Source organism: Sinorhizobium terangae, assembly GCF_029714365.1.
GTDB classification, from domain to species: Bacteria; Pseudomonadota; Alphaproteobacteria; order Rhizobiales; family Rhizobiaceae; genus Sinorhizobium; species Sinorhizobium terangae.
In genome coordinates, this window is sequence record NZ_CP121659.1 from 258,330 (window position 1) to 279,900 (window position 21,571).

The following is a 21,571-nucleotide window of genomic DNA, read 5'->3' on the forward strand; positions in this document are numbered from 1 at the left end:
ACGAACGACCGCCGCCCAATTGAAACGACTGAACTGGTGGACCCTCTCTTGCTGCAGGATACAACCACATCGCGGATGAAGCCCGCCATCACGCTCGAGGGCATATCGAAGTCCTTCCCCGGCGTGCGCGCGCTCTCGGATGTTTCGCTCGCACTCTATCCCGGGTCGGTGACGGCGCTCGTCGGGGAGAACGGTGCCGGGAAGTCGACCCTCGTCAAGATCCTGACCGGTATCTATCAGCCCGACGCCGGCGTGATCCGTGTGGCGGAGGAGGAAACGACGTTTCCAACTGCTCTTGCGGCCGCGCGTGCCGGCGTCACCGCGATCCATCAGGAGACGGTGCTTTTCGACGAACTCTCCGTTGCCGAAAACATCTTCCTCGGCCATGCGCCGCGCAATCGTTTCGGTTTCATCGACTGGAAGAAGCTCAATGCCGACGCGCGGGCCTTGCTGCATCGGGCTGGGGCGGACTTTGATCCGACGATCCGGCTGCGCGACCTCGGAATTGCCAGGAAACATCTGGTGGCGATTGCCCGGGCGCTCTCGGTCGATGCGCGCGTCGTCATCATGGACGAGCCGACGGCGGCGCTTTCGCACAAGGAGATCCACGAACTCTATGCCTTGATCGAGCGCCTCAAGGCCGACGGCAAGGCGATCCTCTTCATCAGCCACAAGTTCGACGAGATCTTCCGGATCGCCGACCGCTACACGGTTTTCCGTGACGGAACGATGGTGGGGGAGGGCTTGATCGCCGACGTGAGCCAGGACGATCTCGTCCGCATGATGGTTGGCCGCGCCGTCGGGTCCGTCTATCCGAAGAAGGAGGTCGCGATCGGCGAGCCGGTGCTGACCGTCTCCGGCTATCGCCACCCGACCGAATTCGAGGACATCAACTTTGAACTGAGGCGCGGCGAAATCCTCGGTTTCTACGGCCTCGTCGGCGCCGGCCGATCGGAATTCATGCAGTCGCTGATCGGCATCACCCGGCCGTCGGCCGGCGCGGTTAAGCTGGACGGACAAGTGCTGGTGATCCGAAGCCCCGCCGAGGCGATTCGCGCCGGCATTGTCTATGTGCCGGAGGAACGCGGCCGGCAGGGCGCGATCATCGGCATGCCGATCTTCCAGAATGTCACCTTGCCGTCGCTGTCGCACACCTCGCGCTCCGGCTTTCTGAAGCTCGCCAACGAATTCGCACTCGCACGCGAATACACCTCGCGCCTCGACCTCCGCGCTGCCTCTCTCGACCAGGACGTCGGCACGCTCTCCGGTGGCAACCAGCAGAAGGTGGTGATCGCCAAATGGCTCGCGACCAAGCCGAAGGTCATCATCCTCGACGAACCGACCAAGGGCATCGACATCGGCTCCAAGGCAGCCGTCCACGCCTTCATGAGCGAACTTGCGGCCGAGGGCCTGAGCGTCATTATGGTGTCCTCGGAAATACCCGAGATCATGGGCATGTCGGATCGTGTGATCGTCATGCGTGAGGGGCGGATCGCCGGACGCTTCGAGCGCGCCGAGCTGACCGCCGAGACACTGGTGCGCGCGGCGGCCGGCATCGAAACGCAATCGAACGGTAGGGCCGCATGATGGCGAAGCTCCTGAAGAATCGCGAAATCCTGCTGGTCGTCGCCATCGTCGCGCTCGTCGCCCTGATCGCGTTGCGGTTCCCCGCTTTCGTAACGCCGGCAAGCTTTGCTCGCGTCTACAACGACACCTCCATTCTGATCATTCTGGCGCTCGGGCAGATGGCGGTGATCCTTACCCGCTGTATCGATCTGTCGATGGCCGCCAACCTTGCGCTGAGTGGCATGGTCGCGGCCATGTTGAACAACGCCTTTCCCGGCCTGCCGATTCCCCTGGTCATTCTTGCGGCGATGGCGCTCGGTTGCGTGCTTGGCATGATCAACGGAACGCTCGTCTGGAAACTCAACATCCCGCCGATCGTCGTCACGCTTGGAACGCTGACGATCTATCGCGGCCTGATCTTTCTCTTGACCGACGGCAAGTGGATCAACGCGCACGAGATGAGTGACGCCTTCAAGGCGCTGCCGCGTTTGGACCTTGTGGGCTTGCCGGTGCTCTCCTGGCTCTCGCTTCTGATGATTGCGCTGATGTTCCTGGTGATGAGCCGCACTCCGCTTGGGCGCGCCTTCTATGCCGTCGGCGGCAATCCGCATGCGGCCGCCTATACAGGCATCGATGTGGGCCGCACGCGCTTCTTCGCCTATTGCCTCTCGGGTACGCTCGCCGGCCTTTCCGGCTATCTCTGGGTGTCGCGCTATGCGGTCGCCTATGTCGATATCGCCGCCGGATTCGAGCTCGATATCATTGCGGCCTGCGTCATCGGCGGCATTTCGATTGCCGGCGGCATCGGCTCGGTGGCGGGCGCCGTGCTGGGCGCCCTGTTCCTTGGCGTGATCAAGAACGCGCTACCGGTCATCAACATATCGCCCTTCGCGCAGATGGCGATTTCCGGAACGGTCATCATCATCGCGGTCGCCGTCAACGCCCGCGCCGAGAAGCGCAAGGGCCGTGTCATTCTTAGAAAAGCGGAGGCGGTCTGATGACGGACGCTCACCTTTCTCCCCGCAATATTCCGGACCGGCTGCAGGGCCGCGGTGCCCGCATCCTGAAAAGCTGGGAAAGCCTGCTGCTTGCTGTCGCGATCGCGATCTTTCTCGGCAATTCGCTGGCGTCGCCCTATTTTCTCGATCCGTGGAACCTCTCCGACGCCACCTTCAATTTCACCGAGAAGGCAATGATTGCCTTCGCCATGGCGCTCGTGATCATCTCCGGCGAGATCGACCTTTCGGTCGCATCGATCATTGCGCTCGCCTCGACGGCAATGGGCTATGCCGTGCAATTGGGCGTCGATACGCCGGCGCTCGTCGCGATCGGCCTTGGCGTCGGGCTCGTCTGCGGCATGGTCAACGGGCTGCTGATCACCGGCCTCGGATTGCCGTCGATCGTGGTGACGATCGGCACGATGAGCCTGTTTCGCGGGCTCTCCTTCATCGTCCTCGGCGACCAGGCGTTTACCGGCTATCCCGAAAGCTTCGCCTGGTTCGGGCAGGGCTATGTCTGGTGGGTCTTCTCCTTCGAGTTCACGCTTTTCGTGTTGCTTGCCATCCTTTACGGCGTGCTGCTGCACAAGACGAATTTCGGCCGCGCCGTCTATGCGATCGGCAACAACCAGACCGCAGCGCTTTTTTCGGGCGTGCGCGTCGCGCGGGTGAAGTTCATCCTTTTCCTGCTGACCGGGCTGATGGCGGGCCTCGCCTCGATCTGCCTCACCTCGCGCCTTGGCTCGACACGCCCGTCGATCGCACTCGGCTGGGAACTGGAAGTGGTAACGATGGTCGTTCTCGGCGGCGTCAACATTCTCGGCGGCTCGGGTACCATTCCCGGCGTCGTGCTGGCGGCGCTGATCATGGGCATGGTCACCTTCGGCTTCGGCCTCCTGAACGTGCCGGGCATCGTCATGTCGATCTTCATCGGCCTGCTGCTGATCTCGGTCATCGCCCTGCCGATCCTTTGGCAGCGTGCGCGCCGCCGCCTCGCACATTGAGGTTATCGATGGAAAAATATGCCTTCCGCATGCGCCTCAATCCCGGCATGGCCGCCGAATACCAGGCGCGCCACGACGCGATCTGGCCTGAACTGGTCGTTCTGCTCAAGGAAGCGGGAATTTCCGACTATTCGATCCATCTCGACGAAGAGACCAACCTGCTTTTCGGCGTGCTCTGGCGGACCGACACGCACGGGATGGCGGAGCTTCCCTCGCACCCGGTCATGCAAAAGTGGTGGGCCCATATGGCCGATATTATGGAGACGCATGACGACAACGAGCCTGTCGCCGTACCGCTGAAGACTGTTTTCCATCTGAGCTGACGATGAAGACGGTCGCTGTCATCGACATAGGCAAGACGAACGCCAAGGTCGCGCTGGTCGATCTCGACCGGTTCGAGGAAATCGCCGTGCGCAAGACGGGCAATGGCGTGGTCGACAACGGCCTTTACCCGCACTTCGATATCGAGCGCCTTTGGCGCTTCGTTCTCGACAGTCTCGCGGCACTTCATCGCGAGCACAAGGTCGACGCCATATCGGTTGCGACACACGGGGCGACCGCCGTCCTGCTCGACGATGCCGGCAATCTTGCGCTGCCGGTTCTGGATTACGAGTTCACCGGGCCGGATGCGCTCGCGGAGGATTATGACCGGGTTCGTGCGCCGTTCTCGGAGACCGGCTCGGCGCGTCTTCCGATGGGCCTGAATGTCGGCGCACAGCTCTTCTGGCAGGCGCGCATGTTTCCGGAGCACTTCGCGAAGGTCACGACGATCCTGACCTATGCGCAGTACTGGTCCTACCGGCTGACAGGCGTAAGGGCGAACGAATTGACCTCGCTCGGCTGCCACACCGACCTCTGGAATCCGAAAGCCGCGGCGTTTTCATCGATGGTCGGGGCACTCGGCTGGCGCAAACTCTTCGCGCCCGTGCGCAAGGCGAGCGACGTGCTGGGCGGGCTGCGACAACAGCTGGCGGACGAAACGGGCTTGCCGCGAAATCTGCCGGTCTATTGCGGGATCCATGACTCCAATGCCTCATTGCTGCCGCATCTGCTGACCCGCAGCGCCCCGTTCTCGGTTGTTTCGACCGGTACCTGGGTTGTGATCCTGTCGGTCGGCGGCGACAGGGTGGATCTCGACGAGAAACGTGACACGCTGATCAACGTCAACGCGCTTGGCGATCCGGTCCCCTCGGCCCGTTTCATGGGCGGTCGCGCCTTCTCGACGCTTGTCGGCGAGGACCCGCCCACCGGTTCCCTGGAGGCGGAAGGCAAGGTTCTGGACGCTCGCCACATGCTGCTGCCATCGGTGCCCGTCGGCTCGGGTCCTTTTCCTTCGACCCGTGCGTGCTGGACGACCGACGAAAGGGCGCTCGCTCCGGACGAGCGGCTTGCTGTCGTCTCCTTTCATCTCGCCCTGATGACGGCGACATGCCTTGATCTCATCGGAGCAAGGGGAGAGATCGTCGTCGAAGGACCCTTCGCCGCCAACGCCGCCTACCTGCGGATGCTTGCCGCAGCCACGGCCAGACCGGTCCTTGCCGGCAGCCACAGTGCCACCGGAACCAGCCTTGGTGCAGCCTGTCTCGTGGCCGGCGTTCGTGTTCACACGGGGGCGGAACCCTTCAAGGATACCGTCTCGGATGGCTATGCGGAATATGCCGAGGAATGGCGAGCGCTCACTGCGGCGCACGTAAAGCGCGCAGTCAATGCCTAAAGTCTACCCGCTGTAATGTGATGTACATTACCAAGTAGAGCTGTTGCATCGCGCAGGTCGATCAGAAAACCGCGTTCCGGCGTAGCGACCGGTTGTGTTCAAGATTGATGACGATCGAAATTGCCGCCATTGTCAGGATTGCAGTGATGGCGGCGCCTATTCCAAGAACAATCATTGTTCATTTCCCGTCGGCGCACCATCATGATGTCGCCCAGCCCGTGTGAAAGTTACTGCCGGCGGCCTGCGCCTTTTCCACTTGCGCTTCGATACGCGATGGCAAGTAGAAGCACAACTCTAAACTCTTGTGATTGAAAACCTGTTGTTGTTTGATCGAATAACGCCGTCCCGTTGCATTGCACAACCGGTGGTCCACAAGTCATCCGCGAACTTTAGCGAATCCAATTGCGGGCCAGGAACCGTTAACTTTCAAGCAACGAATTAACCATAAACATGGTCGTACACGTCGGAATAGGAAAGTCTCAGCTACTCCTCAAGGCATGACGCCGCACCGCCGTACCGGTTCCGGTCCGGTATCTATTCTTCACCGAAATTACTTGCGGGATGGACGATGGCAGACGCTGCGGCGCGCTGATCACATTGATCGGATGTGCCCACCGCTGGCTTGCTGGCCGGCCCTCCCCAGGCGAGTTTCGATTGTGCAACAGGCCGGGGATTGGTGTGAAGCAGGACGCGTCGTCAGAACAGGCAAGGAAGGGCCAAGCGGGAAGCTTGCTTGAGCGCCTGCGTTTTGCCGGGCTCGACGAAGACGGCTGCGCGCTTCTGCGCCACCATCGGCAGGCCCTTTCGCCGCGCATCGACCTTGCGCTTCGCGATCTCTTTCAAAGGTTCCAGACCTATCCGGAGGCCGCCCGCCATTTCGACAGCGACCGCCAGCTCGATCGCCTGCACGATTTGCAGTCGTCGCATTGGAACGTGCTGACCGATGCCCGTTTCGACGGGCTTTATGCAGAGCGCGTGAAAGTGCTTGCCGATACGGAAGGCCGGATGGGGCTCGACCCGCGCTGGCAGGTCGCCGGCCATGCGGTAGTGCTGGAGCATTTGCTGACCGGTCTTATCGAGGACGCGTGGCCCAACTCACTGCTTCCCTTCGGCAAGGCGCGCAAGAAGGAACTCTGCGCCCTTGTCGCTGCGCTCGTGCGCACCACCTTCGTCGACACGGAGATTGCGGTGTCGCTGCGTTTCAATGCGCTGAGGCAGCAGCATCAGCGGCAGCTCGCCGAACAGCGCCGGGACGACGAGACGGAAGTCAGCGATCTTTTCGCAAACTTTCTGCAGGCTCTCGGAGACGGCGACCTTGCTGTCCGCCTGCCGGAAGACGCTTCGGATGCATATCAACCGATCGTCACACGCCTTAATGCCTCCCTCGATCAGATTCAGGCTGCCCTGCAATCCGCGGACGAGCGTAGCGTAGCGGCAGAAGCGATGGTCTCGCAGCTGCACGCCCGCGCGGCTGAATTCTCTGGCAAGGCTGGAGGCGAAGCCGAGGCACTTTCGCGTCAGGCGGCAACGCTTGGCGGCATGACCGAACGTGTGCAAGCCGGATCGGCGCGCATCGGTGAAACCGAGGCGAAAGCGAACGCGACGCGCATTGCCGTCGAGCGCAGCGGTGAGATTGCCGGCCAGGCGATTTCCGCGATGGCCGACATCGAGGCATCGGCCGAAAAAATCGGTCAGATCATCGGCGTGATCGACGAGATTGCCTTCCAGACCAATCTTCTGGCTCTCAACGCCGGCATCGAGGCCGCGCGCGCCGGCGAGAGCGGCCGCGGCTTCGCGGTGGTCGCCCAGGAGGTCCGCGCACTTGCGCAGCGTTCCGGCGAGGCGGCGCGTGAGATCAAGCAGCTTGTTACCGGAACCAAGGCACAGGTCGAGGCCGGCGTCGAGAGGGTCGCTCGGACCCAGGACGCGATCAGCAGCATTGTCGAGCAGGTGATTTCCATCAACGCGGCCGTTTCGGGCATCGCCCGCGATGCCGAAGATCAGGTGAGCGATCTTCGTGCCGCGACGTCAGAAATCGGCGGCATCTCGCTAGCAATGCAGCAAAGCGCGGCGCTGGCGGAAAGCGCGGCGAGTTCATCGGACGACCTTCATGGAGTGATCGAAGAGCTCAGCCGGACCATCCGCAGGTTCCGTTTCGAACGGCATCAGGCGGCGCGTGCCGCGGCGACGCGCAGCCCGGCGCTGCCGCGCGCACCGCAGTGCGCGGCAGCGCCGGCCGGCGAGGACGACGCGTCCGCTCTCTTCGACAACGATGCTGTCTCGGAGCGACAAGCTGCGCGGCGGCATCATTAGCCTTGGGCAAGACATTTAGGCAGGCGAGGAAAACCGAAATGGCCAGCAAGAAGACCGCTCAGAAGACGCTCAGGCTCGCTCCTGTGCTCGATCTGAATGAGGCGACGGCCCTGCATGAAAAGCTGCTGGCGCTGAAAGGCAGCGCGGTCGCCATCGACGCCTCCGCCGTCGAGCGGATCGGTGCGCTCTGCGTTCAGGTGCTGATCGCGGGTGCAAGAAATTGGGAAGAGCAGCAGCTGTCTTTCACCTTTGCGAAGGTGTCGGACGCCTTCGTTAAAACGACACAGCTCATCGGCGTGGACATCGATCCCCTGATGGCAAAGGAGATTTGAGAAATGAAGAAGAGAGTTCTGACTGTCGACGACTCCCGGACCATCCGGAACATGCTTCTCGTCACGCTCAACAATGCCGGATTCGAAACGATCCAGGCCGAGGACGGCGTCGAAGGTCTAGAGGTGCTCGAGGAAGCCAATCCGGACGTTATCGTAACGGACATCAACATGCCGCGCCTCGACGGCTTCGGTTTCATAGAGGGCGTGCGCAAGAACGACCGTTACCGCGCCGTACCGATCCTCGTGCTGACCACGGAGAGCGACGCCGAAAAGAAGAACCGTGCACGGCAGGCAGGCGCCACCGGCTGGATCGTCAAACCGTTCGACCCGACCAAGCTGATCGATGCAATCGAGCGCGTAACGGCCTGAAATCCGAGGACAGCCTCCAATGGATATGAACGAAATCAAAGAGATTTTCTTCCAGGAATGCGAGGAGCAGCTCGCGGAACTGGAGTCGGGTCTCCTGAAGCTCAACGACGGCGATCGTGATCCGGAAACGGTCAACGCCGTCTTTCGCGCGGTCCACTCCATCAAGGGGGGCGCCGGTGCGTTCGGGCTGGATGATCTCGTGTCGTTCGCGCATGTGTTCGAGACGACGCTCGATTGCGTTCGATCCAACAGGCTGGAGCCCAACCAGGACGTTCTGAAGGTCATGCTGAAGTCGGCGGACGTGCTCGCCGACCTCACCAATGCTGCCCGGGATGGCGGCAGTGTCGACCAGGCCCGCAGCCGCCAACTGATCAAGGAACTCGAGGCGCTGGCGAACGGCGAGCCGCCGCAGACCTCCGCTGCCGAGCCGGCGCCCAAGGCTGCAGCGCCCGCGCCTGCGCCCGTTGCCACGCCCCCTCTCAACGAGGAAGGCTTCCAGCCCGTTGCCTTTTCCTTCGAGGATTTCGAGGCGGATGAAACGGCCCTGATCGAGGCGACCTGCTACGAGATCGTCTTCAGGCCGAAATCCGAACTTTATGCCAAAGGCAATGACGCGACGCTGCTTCTGCGCGACCTCTCGCGCCTCGGCGAGATGAGCATCCACTGCGACATGGATGGCCTGCAGCCGCTCGACCGGATGAATCCGGAGGCGGCCTATTTCTCGTGGAAGATTTCGCTGAAGACGGACAAGGGCGAAGACGCGATCCGCTCAGTGTTCGAATTCGCGGAATGGGACTGCGACCTCGACATCACTTTGGCCGACGCCTGTACGGTCGATGCGAACGAGGAGCTGCCGATGCAGCCCGTTCCCTTCGATCTCTCGCTGCTGGACGAGGCACCCGCCGGTTCGGCAGAGGAGGAAGAACAACTCGCCAACCGCGACCGCGATGCGGCCGTTTCGGCGGCCGAGACGGCAAGCAATGTCTTGCAGATGGCCCAGTCGTCGACCCGGGCGCCGGCGGAGGCTCAGAAGAATGCGACGGCTGCGGCGAGCGCCGCCGCCCAGCAGGCCGCCTCGGCCGCGACCCCGACCATCCGCGTGGACCTCGATCGCGTCGATCGGCTGATCAACCTCGTCGGCGAGCTCGTCATCAACCAGGCGATGCTGTCGCAGAGCGTGATCGAGAACGACACCAATGGTACGTCGTCGATCAACATGGGCCTCGAGGAGCTGCAACAGCTCACCCGCGAGATCCAGGACAGCGTCATGGCGATCCGCGCGCAGCCGGTGAAGCCAGTCTTCCAGCGCATGTCGCGCATCGTCCGCGAAATTGCCGACATGACCGGCAAGTCCGTTCGCCTCGTCACCGAGGGCGAGAATACGGAAGTGGACAAGACAGTCATCGACAAGCTCGCCGAACCGCTGACGCATATGATCCGCAACGCCGTCGACCACGGCCTCGAAACGCCGGAAAAACGGCTTGCCGCCGGCAAGAGCGCCGAAGGCACTGTGCGCCTGACGGCCAAGCACCGTTCGGGCCGCATCGTCATCGAGCTTGCCGACGACGGCGCGGGCATCAATCGCGAGAAGGTGCGCCAGAAGGCGATCGACAACGATCTCATCGCCGCCGACGCCAATCTCTCGGACGAGGAAATCGACAACCTGATCTTCCATGCGGGCTTCTCGACCGCCGACAAGATCTCCGACATTTCCGGCCGCGGCGTCGGCATGGATGTCGTCAAGCGCTCGATCCAGGCGCTCGGCGGGCGCATTAACATCTCGTCCAAGCCCGGACAGGGGTCGGTCTTCACGATGAGCCTGCCGCTGACGCTCGCCGTCCTCGACGGCATGGTGGTGACGGTCGCCAACCAGACGCTGGTCGTGCCGCTGACCGCGATCGTCGAAACGCTTCAGCCCGAGGCTTCCGCGATCCACAGCTTCGGCGCCAGCCAGCGCCTGATCTCGATCCGCAACTCATTCTGCCCGCTGGTCGATGTCGGCCGCATCCTGAACTTCCGCGCGACGCAGGCCAATCCGGTCGAGGGCGTGGCGCTGCTCGTCGAGTCCGAGGGCGGCGGCCAGCGCGCCCTGATGGTGGACGCGATCCAGGGGCAGCGGCAAGTGGTGATCAAGAGCCTTGAGGCGAACTATACCCATGTCCCGGGAATTGCCGCGGCGACCATCCTTGGCGATGGCCGCGTGGCGCTCATTCTTGATGTCGACGCCATCGTTGCCGCATCGCGCGGGCAATCCCTGAAACCTGAAATGTCGCTTGCTGCAGCCGGATAACAGTCATGACCTATGCCGCGAAAAATCTGACGACTGGCGGACGGGAGCTCATCGCTTTCCGCGTCGGGGATCAGGAATTCTGCGTGAACATTATGGCAGTACGCGAAATTCGCGGCTGGACGCCGGCGACCCCGATGCCGCATGCGCCATCCTATGTGCTCGGCGTGATCAATCTGCGCGGCGCAGTGTTGCCGATCGTCGATCTGTCAGCGCGTCTCGGCATGAAGCCTGCGGAGCCGACCGTTCGGCATGTGATCATCGTTGCCCAGGTAAAGCGCCAAATGGTCGGACTTTTGGTCGATGCCGTATCCGACATCCTGACCGTCAGGGATGAGGAGATCCAGCCGACGCCGGACATTTCGTCGGAATTCGAGAAGAGCTTCGCCCGAGGCGTATTAGCGATCGAAGGCCGGATGATCTGCCTGATCGAACTCGAAGCGGTCTTCCCCCGCCAGGAAGAAAGGGAGGCGGCATGAGAGCCCAGGCCATTCTCGAACCGAAGCTGTCGCCGGACGAATGCCTTGCAAGCGGCGAGTATCCGCTGACACGCCGCGATCTCAGCGAAATCGCTGCGATGATTTATGCGGATGCCGGCATTTACCTCAACGAATCCAAGGCGTCGCTCGTCTATTCGCGGCTTTCGAAGCACATCCGCAATCTCGGGCTCAAGGGCTTTCGCGACTATTGCCAGCTCGTCGCCTCGCCGACCGGCGCGGCGGCACGGCGCGACATGCTCTCGCATCTGACGACGAACTTCACCCGCTTCTTCCGCGAAAATCATCACTTCGAGCATCTGAAGTCGGACGTGCTGCCCGACCTCATCGCTCGCGCGAAGAATGGCGGGCGCGTTCGCATCTGGTCGGCTGCGTGCTCGGATGGCCAGGAGCCCTATTCGATCGCGCTCACGGTTCTCTCGCTGCTGCCGAACGCGGCGGACTACGACTTCCGCATTCTTGCGACGGACATCGATCCGAAGATCCTGGCGCTCGCCCGGGCAGGTGCCTATGACGCGACGGCACTGGAAACCGTCGACCCCGCCATGCGCAAGCAATGGTTCAGCGAGGTCAATGTCGGCGGCTGCGTCAAATGGCAGATCGACGATCGGGTCAAGCGGCTGATTACCTTCAACGAACTCAACCTCATGGCGCAATGGCCGGTAAAGGGGCCCTTCGACGTCATCTTCTGCCGCAACGTGGTGATCTATTTCGACGAGCCGACGCAGATGAAGATCTGGTCGCGCTTTGCCGATGTGCTGAACACCAACGGGTACCTCTATATCGGCCATTCGGAGCGGGTGTCGGGCGACGCCAAGTCGAAGTTCGACAACATTGGCATCACCACCTATCGCCATACGGGCAAGTTTCATGGAGTTCGGGCATGAGTGTTCCCGCACGCGTTCTCGTTGTCGATGACTCGGCCACCATGCGCGGCCTGATCACAGCCGTGCTCAGTGCGGATCCGGACGTCACCGTTGTCGGTCAGGCGGCCGACGCGATCGAGGCCCGACAGGCGATCAAGCAGCTCGATCCCGACGTCATCACGCTCGACATCGAGATGCCGAACATGAACGGGCTCGAGTTCCTGGACAAGATCATGCGCCTGCGCCCGATGCCGGTCATCATGGTCTCGACCTTGACCCACAAGGGCGCGGAAGCGTCGATCGCCGCGCTTGAAATCGGTGCCTTCGACTGTGTCGGCAAGCCGCATCCCGGCGACCCGAATCCCTTTGGCGATCTCGTCGACAAGGTGAAGGCGGCCGCCCGGTCACAGCGAAAACTCATCATCACCGGCAACAAGGCCGCCGCGCCGGCTGCCGCAAACGCCAATGCCGCTTCCGAATACAGGGCCGGCCGCAAGATCATCGCCATCGGAGCATCGACCGGCGGGGTCGAAGCGCTGATTACCGTCTTGCAGAAGTTCCCGGCCAATTGCCCTCCGACGGTGATCACGCAACATATGCCGCACACTTTCACCAGGAGCTTTGCGGAGCGGCTCAATCGTCTTTGCGCGCCGACGGTACAGGAGGCGACCGATGGCGCGCGCCTGGAGATCGGCAAGATCTACCTGGCACCGGGCGGCGAACGCCACCTTCAGGTGGCCAATGCCGCCGCACCTTGCTGCCGGCTGGTCGAACGCGCCCCTGTCAACGGCCATCGCCCCTCGGTCGATGTGCTGTTCGATTCGGTCGCCGAGCTCGCAGGCCGCAATGCGATTGGTGTCATCCTGACCGGAATGGGCCGTGACGGCGCATCCGGTCTCCTCAAGATGCGACATGCCGGAGCACGCACCTTCGGACAAAACGAAAAGACTTGTGTCGTCTACGGCATGCCGAGAGTTGCCTATGAATTGGGTGCTGTCGAAACGCAGCTCCCCCTCGGATCGATCGGGGAGGAGATCCTGAAGACCGCAGCAGCCCGAAAAGAAGGAAGCGAATAATGTCCATCGCCGAAAAAATAAAAGTTCTGATCGTCGACGATCAGGTCACGAGCCGCCTGCTCTTGGGCGATGCCCTGCAGCAGCTCGGCTTCAAGCAGATCACCGCAGCGGGCGACGGGGAGCAGGGCATGAAGATCATGGCCCAGAACCCGCACCATCTGGTTATCTCGGATTTCAACATGCCGAAGATGGATGGTCTGGGGCTGCTTCAGGCCGTTCGGTCGAACCCGACGACGAAGAAGGCGGCCTTCATCATCCTGACCGCGCAGGGCGATCGCGCGCTGGTGCAGAAGGCAGCCGCCCTCGGCGCCAACAATGTTCTCGCCAAGCCGTTCACGATCGAAAAGATGAAGGCTGCAATCGAGGCTGTGTTCGGGGCGCTGAAATGACGACCGCAGCTGCCGCCGGAAGGCGCGTGCACGTCATCCAGGGCGAGTTCAAGGTCGTCAACGATCCGGATATCGTTCTTTCGACCATTCTCGGCTCCTGCGTGGCCGCCTGCCTGCGCGATCCCGTGATCGGTGTCGGCGGCATGAATCATTTCCTGTTGCCCGGCTCCGCGACAACCGGCGGCGATGCCACGCGCTATGGCGTGCACCTGATGGAACTGCTGATCAACGGTCTGCTGAAGCAGGGAGCGCGCCGCGACCGATTGGAAGCCAAGATCTTCGGCGGCGCCAAGACGATCGCAAGGTTCTCGAATGTCGGTGAGCAGAATGCCGCCTTTGCGCGGCAGTTTCTTCTGGACGAAGGCATCCGCATCGTCGGTGAGAGCACGGGCGGGGAGCACGGCCGCAAGCTGGAATATTGGCCGTCCTCGGGTCGTGCCCGCCAATATGCCTTGACAGGCGTCGAGGCCCAGCGGGCAATCCAGTTGGATCAGCGGCCCATGCCCGTGCCGAAACCGGTGGAAAGCTCGATCGAATTTTTCTGATCGTGCTCACCCATGAGCCGGCAGGAAACGCAATTTCCGAATTCGCAGACGACGTGAGATCAGACCATGCAGATCGACTATCAGAGCCATACGCCTCACGCCGAAGAATCCTTGCCCGGTGTTTTGATGCGCATCGTCACCGAGCTCCATGACGTCGCCTATCTCATCGAGCGCATCGAGCCGCAGCTCTACGGCGATCGCGGCTTGGCCGCAGCGGATGAGTCCGAACAGATGATGGTGCTCCAGGGCATCGATCTCGCCGTCCAGAAGACGCGCGGTCTGGCCGAGTTTATCGACACGATCACGGCATCCATCCCCGACACCTGGCTCGTCGACGTTACGACTGCGGTCAACCTAATCAAGCTTGCCGATATGAAGAAGGCGTTGAGTAATGGCATGCTGCGCCATGGCCATTCTCAGCCGTTGAACAAAGCCTCCGGCGACTTCGAGGCATTCTGATCCGTAGCCGACAGTTTCCGCTACATGCCTGAGAAACAACCACGAGGTCGTTTTAGCCGACGCAATGCGGTCTGACCAAGTTCGCGCAAGTTTCGCCACCTAGCTTCGCATCCGGGGCTGGTAGATTCGCGCGTATTGGACATCGGCTGAGCGCAAGCCGATACCCAGCGAACCCGAATGTTGGATCTGCGCAAGGCGTAGGCCGGATGACCGGCTGGCCTCTTGCGATACTGGGTGCGGAAACAGAATGAATCTGTTCGATCAATTCTCGACGTTCACGAAAAACCTCGGCAGTCTGGGGCAAAGCAAACTGATCGCGCTCGCCGTGGCCGGTATCGTTGCGGTCGGCTTCGTCCTTGCAGCGGGCATCTACGTCAACAGACCTTCCTATGAAACGCTCTATGTCGGCCTTGAGCGCAGCGATGTGACCCAGATCAGCATTGCGCTTGCCGAGGCGAACATCGATTTCGATGTCGGGTCGGATGGCGGTAGCATCCAGGTTCCGGTCGGCATGACCGGCAAGGCCCGCCTGTTGCTTGCCGAACGGGGTCTGCCCAGCAGCGCCAATGCCGGTTACGAACTCTTCGACAATGTCGGATCGCTGGGTCTCACCTCCTTCATGCAGGAAGTGACGCGCGTTCGTGCGCTTGAGGGCGAAATTGCCCGCACCATCCAGCAAATTTCCGGCATCGCCGCCGCACGCGTGCACATCGTGATGCCGGAGCGCGGGAGCTTCCGCAAGGCCGACCAGACGCCGACGGCGTCTGTCATGATTCGCGCGAGCGCAACGGTTGGCCGCAATGCCGCCGCCTCGATCCGTCATCTCGTCGCATCCTCCGTGCCGGGGCTCGATGTCGACGACGTCACCATCCTCGACTCGACCGGACAGCTTCTCGCCTCCGGCGACGATCCGGCAAACAGCGCGCTCAACCAGTCGCTCGGCGTCGTCCAGAATGTCCAGACTGACCTCGAAAAGAAGATTGACAATGCGCTCGCGCCATTCCTCGGCATGGACAATTTCCGCACAAGCGTAACGGCGACGCTCAACACCGATGCGCAGCAGATCCAGGAAACCGTCTTTGACCCCGAGTCGCGTGTCGAGCGCTCGACCCGCGTGACCAAGGAAGAGCAGAAGTCCAGCCAGCAGCAGCCGGACAATGCCGCAACCGTGCAGCAGAACGTGCCCCAGGCCGCACCGCGCGGTGGCGCCGGTCCCCAGTCCAGTGACGAGGCGGCAAAGAAGGAAGAGCAAACCAACTACGAGATCAACAGCAAGACGATCGCCACCGTAAAGAGCAGCTATTCGATCGAGCGGCTGTCGATCGCCGTTGTCGTCAATCGCGGCCGCCTCGCGGCAATGGTGGGGGAACCGGCAGACCAGGCGAAGATCGACGCCTATCTCCAGGAAATGCAGAAGATCGTCTCCTCGGCCGCTGGCGTCGACGCAAACCGCGGCGACGTCGTCACGCTGAACGCGATGGATTTCGTCGAGACGCAATTGCTGGACCAGCCGGTTGCGGGCCCGGGCGTCATGGAAATGCTGACGCGCAATCTCGGCGGCATCATCAACTCGCTTGCCTTCGTTGCGGTCGCCTTCCTGGTTGTCTGGATGGGCATGCGGCCGCTCGCCCGCCAGATGGGTTTCGGCGGCAAGGCAGGCCAACTCGAAGGCGAGGCGGCCGGTCTCGAACTGCCCGACTTCTCGCCGGTCGGTGCCGGTGCCGGGGGTGCGCTCATGGAAGGCTTCGGCGCGGACTTCGGCTTCGACAGCACCGACGACCTGCTCAACCTCGGCGAGGAGGGCAACTTCAACCGCCGGGTCAAGGAGGGACCGGAACGGCGGCTTGCCCGCATGGTGGAAATCAGCGAGGAACGCGCAGCGAAGATCCTGCGCAAATGGGCCCTCGACCGCGCCGCCTGACGAACGTTCGCAAGGCAAACGGCATTTCGCAGAAAAGTCCCGCCAAAAGTGGCGGGATTTTTTTGCCGTCGCATCAGTTCCGTCTCGTGTGGCCCCGCCAGAGATCCCGAACGCCGATTTTGGCGCCGGTCGAAATATTGGCTGAGTCCGGCGTGTATTGGTGACTGAAAAGGGAATCGGCATCAAGAATCCGCTGCCGCCCACGGAGTCTCCGGCGAGTCGGCCGGCATGAAAATTAACAATATCGCAACCTTTATAGATTCTGAGCCGCGGTTGGCGCCCCGACCGGCGGCGCATCTACTGATGGGCGCTGTGTCCAATGCTTAGTTTTCATCTAATATAGTTTCGACGAATCCAAATATAACGTGACATTGGTGCGGTTCTATTCATGGCGTTCACCGCGTCAGACTGCTCCGGAACCGATGCATTTCGGCAACAGGCGCTGAGGTAAAGTAAATTCTGCCTTTATTTCGTTGGGAGCGTTTGGGCGAAAAAGCAGGCTTGCGGGCAGCACGAAATCGCGCGCGTGTCTTGGATCGGAGGCACCTTCCTCAACTTTCGTGGCATCAAAATTGCATGAAAAAATATGGAATATCAATGTGGTATATCTGTTCACGCTGTTCCGCGCGGTTTTCGCTTGATCAGTCGCTAGGCAGGGAGATGCAAGGCCTTTCATCGGTCACTCTTGAAGTAACCGCCCGGATCGCGCCAGTGGTTTTTCCGCGGACGCGATGTACAGTTTAGGAACTGATTCGCGTCCTGATTTGCGGATGGCGGTGAATATCGGTTCCGACCGGGCTGTCGGCGGCGATAACGAGCGCATGTCCAGGGCGTCGAACTCGGCACGGGGGCTGAAGTTATGGACATTTCGCAGGCAGGGGCCGTCTGGCCTTTGCAGACGGCGGCGCCGCATCGAAGCGGTCGGGAAATTTCAAGGGAACAATTGATCCGGCGACTCGCTGAAACCGCCGAACGTGGTGGTTTCGCAAACGCACTTACGGCGCTGACCGATTACGTTGGTGCCACCCACTATCTGCTCGCGCGCCACGAGCTTTCGCAGGACGGCGGGCTTGATAGCGTCGTCTGCTCCGATTGGCCGTTCGATGTCGTGCGGCGGCTGGCCGGAATCGTCGTCGGCCTCAACGCCAAGACGACCGAACTGGAGAAGTGCCTCGCGGTCCTGCAGCCGTGTTTTCACACGATGCCGGACGACATAGACCTGCCTCGCGGGGTCAGCCGGGAATATTGCGCCATTGTTTTCAATGTCGGACGCGCTCGCTTCTCGCTGATGCTCCTGTTCCCCGCGGACGTCATCCTGTCGCAGGAGGGACTGCGCGATATCGCGCTGCTTGCCGCCTATGTCGCAAGCCTCAAGACCAGCGTCGATGCGCGGCATGAGCGCGAATGCGAACTGACCGAGCGCGAAATCGAATGCCTGTTCTGGATCGCCGAAGGCAAGACAAGCGAGGAGATCGCCGTCATCCTCGGGATATCGCGCAACACCATCAACAACTACATCACCAGCGTGATGCGAAAGACTGCGACGCGAACGAGGTCGGAAGCGATCGCCCACGCCGTTCGCAACAATCTGGTTTAGGGGAGGCACCGATGGTTCATTTCGTCACAGGCGGTCGCCCCGAGGATGATGGCCGACTGGGCAGGAATGGGCGAGCTGCGCGTGCGGCCACCCTGGTGACACGGCTGCAGGCGATGCAGCGGCAAATCAATGCGAAGAATTTCGCGGTCCTGCGCGTCAACGGCAGAGGCACGCCTGCGGCGCGCAAGTTGACCTGCGTTCTTCACAATTGGGGCACTGCGTGCGAGGCGAACGCGCGCGATCTCATTGGCATCTATGGTGAGGAACTGCTCGCACATCTCGACCGGTCCCTGCTGCCGGTCCTGTGGGATGGCCTCGGTGAGCACCAGGCCGCCGAAGCCGCCGATTTCCGCCCGTTCGCGCAGCGGCTGGCGGGACGAAAACTCGCCTATTCGGGAATCGCCTTTCCGGTCCGGCTCGGCGCCCAGGGCAACGGCTATGTCGTCTTTACCAGCAGCTATATCGACGCGTCCAGCGAGCAGGTCGTCGAACTGCACGCGCAGAGCTGCCACATCATGACAGATATGCTCGCGGCAGACGAAAGGCGGCTGTTTCAGGCGGAAGCGCTCAGCGACCGGGAGATCGCCTGTCTGCAGATGGCCGGCGACGGGCACATCAGCGAGGAAATTGCCGAGAAGATGGGTCTCTCCGTGCACACGGTGAACGCCTATCTCGGGGCGGCAACGACGAAGCTCGACTCCGTCAATCGCATCCAGGCGATCGCCAAGGCGATACGCCTCGGTTACATCAGCTGACGAGTTGAACGGTGGCTCTCCGACACGAGAGCATCGGTGCTAAAGCGCGTCGCGTTCAAACGGCCTCAAGCGACGCGCTTTAGGTCTTTGTTTTCATGCATGTCGTTGGCCCAAAACCGCTGCACACTTTTGAGCGACATGCATTAGCTCGCGAGCGGAAGGGCGTAAGATTTGACGAATTTCGCCTCTTCCAGGCTTTTCGCGAGGAAGACGGTGTTTTCGTCCGGATCCGTGGAGGGATGTTGGAAGCTGATATGGCTGATCTCGACCCCGGCGGTGTCGTTGCCGAGAGTCAGCCGCGCATAGACCGTAACGCCACGCAGCTTCAGTTCAAGGTCGAGAACGATCTCGGGGTTGCTGTCCCAATCCAGATTGTAGTTGCCACCGAGGCCGAAATTCACCGTGCCGGGAAGGAAGTAGAGCTCGGCGGCAGACTCCACGAGGTCAGCGAGGCTCGCATGAGACTCGAATCGTAACAGCGCGATGAAGTCCGCGGCGTCGACCAGACGCAGTTCTGTCGCCACCGGGCGGATTGCTTCCGCCACTATCTGCTCGCGCTTTTCGGAGAATTCGCACTTTTTCATCGAGATCACGTCACCCGTTTTTGTTGCGGCTGAGCTGCATAAACCCGGTGAATGAGTTCGGCGACTGCCTTGTAAAACACCGGTGGAATAACACTATCCACCGAGACTTGTGCAAACATGGAGCGTGCGAGCGGCGGATCCTCGAAGACCGGAATGCCGTTTTTTTCGGCAAGTTCGCGGATCTTGAGCGCGACAAGGTCCTGGCCCATGGCGACCACAACCGGTGCATCGTTCTCTTCGCGGACGTATCGGAGCGCGACGGCATAGTGTGTCGGGTTGGCGATCACCAATGTGGCACGCGGCACCGAGGAAATCATGCGCTTGCGCGCCCGATCACGCTGGATCGAGCGCAACCGCGACTTGACGATCGGGTCGCCCTGGGACTGTTTCAGTTCCTCCTTTACCTCCTGCTTCGTCATCATCAGTTCCGTGTACCAGTGATGCCGTGTCCAGAAGAGATCGACGATCGCAAGCACGGCCGTCGCCAGGAGCACGACGATCATGATCTGCTTGAGGTCGGACGTCATGGCCGTGAAAATCGTCACCGGATCCGAGAACATCAGATCGAGCGTGGCGAAATAGTCGTTCCACAGAACGAGGACCACAACGGTCGAAACGATGACGATCTTGAACAGGGACTTGCCGAATTCGACCAATCCCTGCACGCCGTAGATGCGCTTGAAGCCGGCCGCAGGGGATATGCGGTTCATCTTCGGCTGAATGCGATCGAGGACTGGGCGAGGGAGGTTCTGGAAGGTCGACGATCCGACGCCGAAGATGATCAGCAGCACGAAGATCGGGACGAGCAGCGCCGCCGATTTCAGGATGATGTGCGAAATCAGCGCGACGACGTCGGTCGATGTGTCCAGCCTCCAGGCTTCCGGCTGCTCGAAAATGTCCTTGAGGGCCTCGGCGACGCTCGCGGCGCCATCCGACAGAAAGAAGACGACGAAGATATAAATCGCAAGCGTCGAGGCGAACACTGTCACCTCGCGGGAAAATGGGACGTTACCCTTGTCGGCGGCATCGGAGAGCTTCTTCTCCGATGGCGCCTCGGTCTTGCTGTCTTTGTCCTGATCTTCCGACATGAAACAGGAAGCTCCCGGCGATTTCCCGATCGAACGTCACCCGATCAGGCAAGCCCGCGGCGATGCTCTCCCGCTGTCGTGAACCTCAAAGCTCAGGCGCGCAAGGGTCTGGCGACGCCGGTGGGGCCGGGTCAACAGGAATTATGGAGTTGCGGTCGCGACCGGCCTCAGGCGGCCTCCGCTTCCTTGTCCTTGAGCTCCAGCTGTCCGCTGGCGGCGAGGCGGATTGCCTCCTGCGTGATGGACCGTCTGGCGATCGCGATGTCGCGCGGGTTGATGCCTGCATCGCCGACAGCCAGATCCGATTCGATCATACGGCGCTGACGGGCGCCGATCGACGCGAGAACCGATTCGCGCAGTTCCGGCGCCGAGCCGCGAAGCGCCATCGTGATGATGTCGGTGGAGACGTCGTTGAACAGTTGCACGCGGCTTCTCTGCGGCATGAAGAGAATGTCGTCGAAGAGGAAGATCTTCGGCCGGACCTTCTTGGCCGAGTCGGTGTTGATCGTCTCGAGCGAGGCGAGCAGCGTGTCCACCTGTCCCTTTTCGAGTTCGTTCATGACCTCGGCGATCTTGGCGGGTCCGGGCGAGTTGCGCTCGGCTTCCATCTCGTCGATCATTTCCATCACGCGCGCCTCGATGATGGCGGCCGCCTTCGGACTGACGTTCTTGATGTTGACGGCGCGGTTCAGGATGTCCGGCCGTTGTGTTTCCGAGAGCTGCAGCAGCACTTTGGCGCCGAAGCTCGAAGGCATCATCGACAGGACATAAGCGATCGTCTGCGGGTGTTCTTTGGCGAGCGACTGGGCAACGAGCACCGGATCGCACTCCTGCAGACGATCCCAGATATTTGCTTCGTAGGATTGGAAGGTGGCGCGGCGGCCAAGCAGGCCATCGACCTCGTCCGGGGTCAGCCCTTCCTCCAGGATGCTCTCGATCGCCCGGGCATTGTCCATCAGGCCGGCGCCTTCGGTGAAAAGATCCTCGAATTCGTTGACGAGCGATTCGAGTTCGTGAGGCGGGATGGCGCGCAGTGACTGCGCCGCGGCGATGATGGCCTGGAGTTCGCTCTGGGTGAAGAACTTCAAGAGCTTCCCGGCTACGGACTTGCCCATCGCAAGCAATACGGCCGCCGCTTTGTCTGTCTGACTCAGCGGAGCTGCCGGCGTCTGTGCCCCGAAACTTTCGAAATCCATCATGGATTTATCCCT

The 21,571-nt window shown here is 61.5% G+C and carries 22 protein-coding genes; 18 read left to right on the plus strand and 4 right to left on the minus strand.

The window, feature by feature from the left end:
• Positions 1-75 precede the first annotated feature (75 nt).
• The 16 genes from QA637_RS01190 to fliF all read left to right on the plus strand — a co-directional run bounded on the left by QA637_RS01190 (position 76) and on the right by fliF (position 16,336).
• A complete protein-coding gene (locus QA637_RS01190) occupies positions 76-1,587 on the plus strand; it encodes a sugar ABC transporter ATP-binding protein (RefSeq protein ID WP_153438903.1) in 1,512 nt (503 codons plus the stop codon).
• A complete protein-coding gene (locus QA637_RS01195) occupies positions 1,584-2,564 on the plus strand; it encodes an ABC transporter permease (protein ID WP_283063002.1) in 981 nt (326 codons plus the stop codon). The genes QA637_RS01190 and QA637_RS01195 overlap by 4 nt, the downstream gene beginning before the upstream one ends.
• A complete protein-coding gene (locus tag QA637_RS01200; protein ID WP_153438469.1) occupies positions 2,564-3,568 on the plus strand; it encodes an ABC transporter permease in 1,005 nt (334 codons plus the stop codon). The genes QA637_RS01195 and QA637_RS01200 overlap by 1 nt, the downstream gene beginning before the upstream one ends.
• 8 nt (positions 3,569-3,576) lie before the next feature.
• On the plus strand, positions 3,577-3,891 hold the full coding sequence (gene rhaM / locus QA637_RS01205; protein WP_153438467.1) for an L-rhamnose mutarotase: 315 nt from the start codon (positions 3,577-3,579) through the stop codon (positions 3,889-3,891).
• Complete coding sequence (locus QA637_RS01210) at positions 3,888-5,282, plus strand: FGGY-family carbohydrate kinase (RefSeq protein ID WP_153438465.1); 1,395 nt, start codon at positions 3,888-3,890, stop codon at positions 5,280-5,282. The genes rhaM and QA637_RS01210 overlap by 4 nt, the downstream gene beginning before the upstream one ends.
• A 678-nt stretch (positions 5,283-5,960) precedes the next feature.
• Positions 5,961-7,595, plus strand: a complete 1,635-nt coding sequence (locus QA637_RS01215; protein WP_283063003.1) for a globin-coupled sensor protein — start codon at positions 5,961-5,963, stop codon at positions 7,593-7,595.
• 38 nt (positions 7,596-7,633) lie between these two features.
• On the plus strand, positions 7,634-7,927 hold the full coding sequence (locus QA637_RS01220) for an STAS domain-containing protein (RefSeq protein ID WP_153438461.1): 294 nt from the start codon (positions 7,634-7,636) through the stop codon (positions 7,925-7,927).
• 3 nt (positions 7,928-7,930) lie between these two features.
• Complete coding sequence (locus QA637_RS01225) at positions 7,931-8,296, plus strand: response regulator (protein ID WP_065784641.1); 366 nt, start codon at positions 7,931-7,933, stop codon at positions 8,294-8,296.
• 19 nt (positions 8,297-8,315) lie between these two features.
• Positions 8,316-10,586: a chemotaxis protein CheA gene (locus tag QA637_RS01230; protein ID WP_283063006.1), complete on the plus strand. Its 2,271-nt coding sequence runs from the start codon at positions 8,316-8,318 to the stop codon at positions 10,584-10,586.
• Positions 10,587-10,591: 5 nt separating this feature from the next.
• Positions 10,592-11,062: a chemotaxis protein CheW gene (locus QA637_RS01235; protein ID WP_153438458.1), complete on the plus strand. Its 471-nt coding sequence runs from the start codon at positions 10,592-10,594 to the stop codon at positions 11,060-11,062.
• Positions 11,059-11,967, plus strand: coding sequence for a protein-glutamate O-methyltransferase (locus QA637_RS01240; RefSeq protein WP_153438456.1), 909 nt, complete (start codon positions 11,059-11,061; stop codon positions 11,965-11,967). The genes QA637_RS01235 and QA637_RS01240 overlap by 4 nt, the downstream gene beginning before the upstream one ends.
• Entirely contained in the window at positions 11,964-13,022 is a 1,059-nt protein-coding gene (gene cheB / locus QA637_RS01245) for a protein-glutamate O-methylesterase CheB (RefSeq protein ID WP_153438454.1), read from the plus strand. The genes QA637_RS01240 and cheB overlap by 4 nt, the downstream gene beginning before the upstream one ends.
• Positions 13,022-13,411 (plus strand): response regulator, encoded by a 390-nt coding sequence (locus QA637_RS01250; protein ID WP_034851752.1) that lies wholly within the window; start codon positions 13,022-13,024, stop codon positions 13,409-13,411. The genes cheB and QA637_RS01250 overlap by 1 nt, the downstream gene beginning before the upstream one ends.
• Positions 13,408-13,956 (plus strand): chemoreceptor glutamine deamidase CheD, encoded by a 549-nt coding sequence (cheD, locus tag QA637_RS01255; protein ID WP_153438453.1) that lies wholly within the window; start codon positions 13,408-13,410, stop codon positions 13,954-13,956. The genes QA637_RS01250 and cheD overlap by 4 nt, the downstream gene beginning before the upstream one ends.
• Positions 13,957-14,022: 66 nt before the next feature.
• Complete coding sequence (gene cheT, locus QA637_RS01260) at positions 14,023-14,415, plus strand: chemotaxis protein CheT (protein ID WP_153438451.1); 393 nt, start codon at positions 14,023-14,025, stop codon at positions 14,413-14,415.
• 247 nt (positions 14,416-14,662) lie between these two features.
• A complete protein-coding gene (gene fliF / locus QA637_RS01265) occupies positions 14,663-16,336 on the plus strand; it encodes a flagellar basal-body MS-ring/collar protein FliF (RefSeq protein ID WP_153438449.1) in 1,674 nt (557 codons plus the stop codon).
• A gap of 403 nt (positions 16,337-16,739) precedes the next feature.
• Here the strand turns inward: fliF and QA637_RS01270 are convergent, their stop codons facing one another.
• On the minus strand, positions 16,740-17,012 hold the full coding sequence (locus QA637_RS01270; RefSeq protein ID WP_153438447.1) for a hypothetical protein: 273 nt from the start codon (positions 17,010-17,012) through the stop codon (positions 16,740-16,742).
• A 183-nt stretch (positions 17,013-17,195) separates the two neighbouring features.
• Here QA637_RS01270 and visN point away from each other — a divergent pair, with 183 nt between their 5' ends.
• Positions 17,196-17,933 (plus strand): transcriptional regulator VisN, encoded by a 738-nt coding sequence (gene visN, locus QA637_RS01275; protein WP_153438446.1) that lies wholly within the window; start codon positions 17,196-17,198, stop codon positions 17,931-17,933.
• Positions 17,934-17,944: 11 nt separating this feature from the next.
• The gene (visR, locus tag QA637_RS01280) at positions 17,945-18,688 is read left to right on the plus strand and encodes a transcriptional regulator VisR (RefSeq protein WP_153438444.1); all 744 of its coding nucleotides are present in this window, start codon (positions 17,945-17,947) and stop codon (positions 18,686-18,688) included.
• Positions 18,689-18,831: 143 nt separating this feature from the next.
• On the opposite strand, the gene QA637_RS01285 is transcribed toward visR, so the two are convergent.
• The 3 genes from QA637_RS01285 to fliG all read right to left on the minus strand — a co-directional run bounded on the left by QA637_RS01285 (position 18,832) and on the right by fliG (position 21,559).
• Entirely contained in the window at positions 18,832-19,278 is a 447-nt protein-coding gene (locus tag QA637_RS01285) for a hypothetical protein (protein ID WP_184108449.1), read from the minus strand.
• Positions 19,278-20,360 carry a flagellar biosynthesis protein FlhB gene (flhB, locus tag QA637_RS01290; RefSeq protein WP_153438440.1) on the minus strand — a complete coding sequence of 361 codons (1,083 nt, stop codon included), beginning with the start codon at positions 20,358-20,360 and terminating at the stop codon, positions 19,278-19,280. Before flhB ends, QA637_RS01285 begins: the two co-directional genes overlap by 1 nt.
• Before the next feature lie 167 nt (positions 20,361-20,527).
• On the minus strand, positions 20,528-21,559 hold the full coding sequence (fliG, locus tag QA637_RS01295) for a flagellar motor switch protein FliG (protein ID WP_153438438.1): 1,032 nt from the start codon (positions 21,557-21,559) through the stop codon (positions 20,528-20,530).
• Positions 21,560-21,571 lie beyond the last annotated feature (12 nt).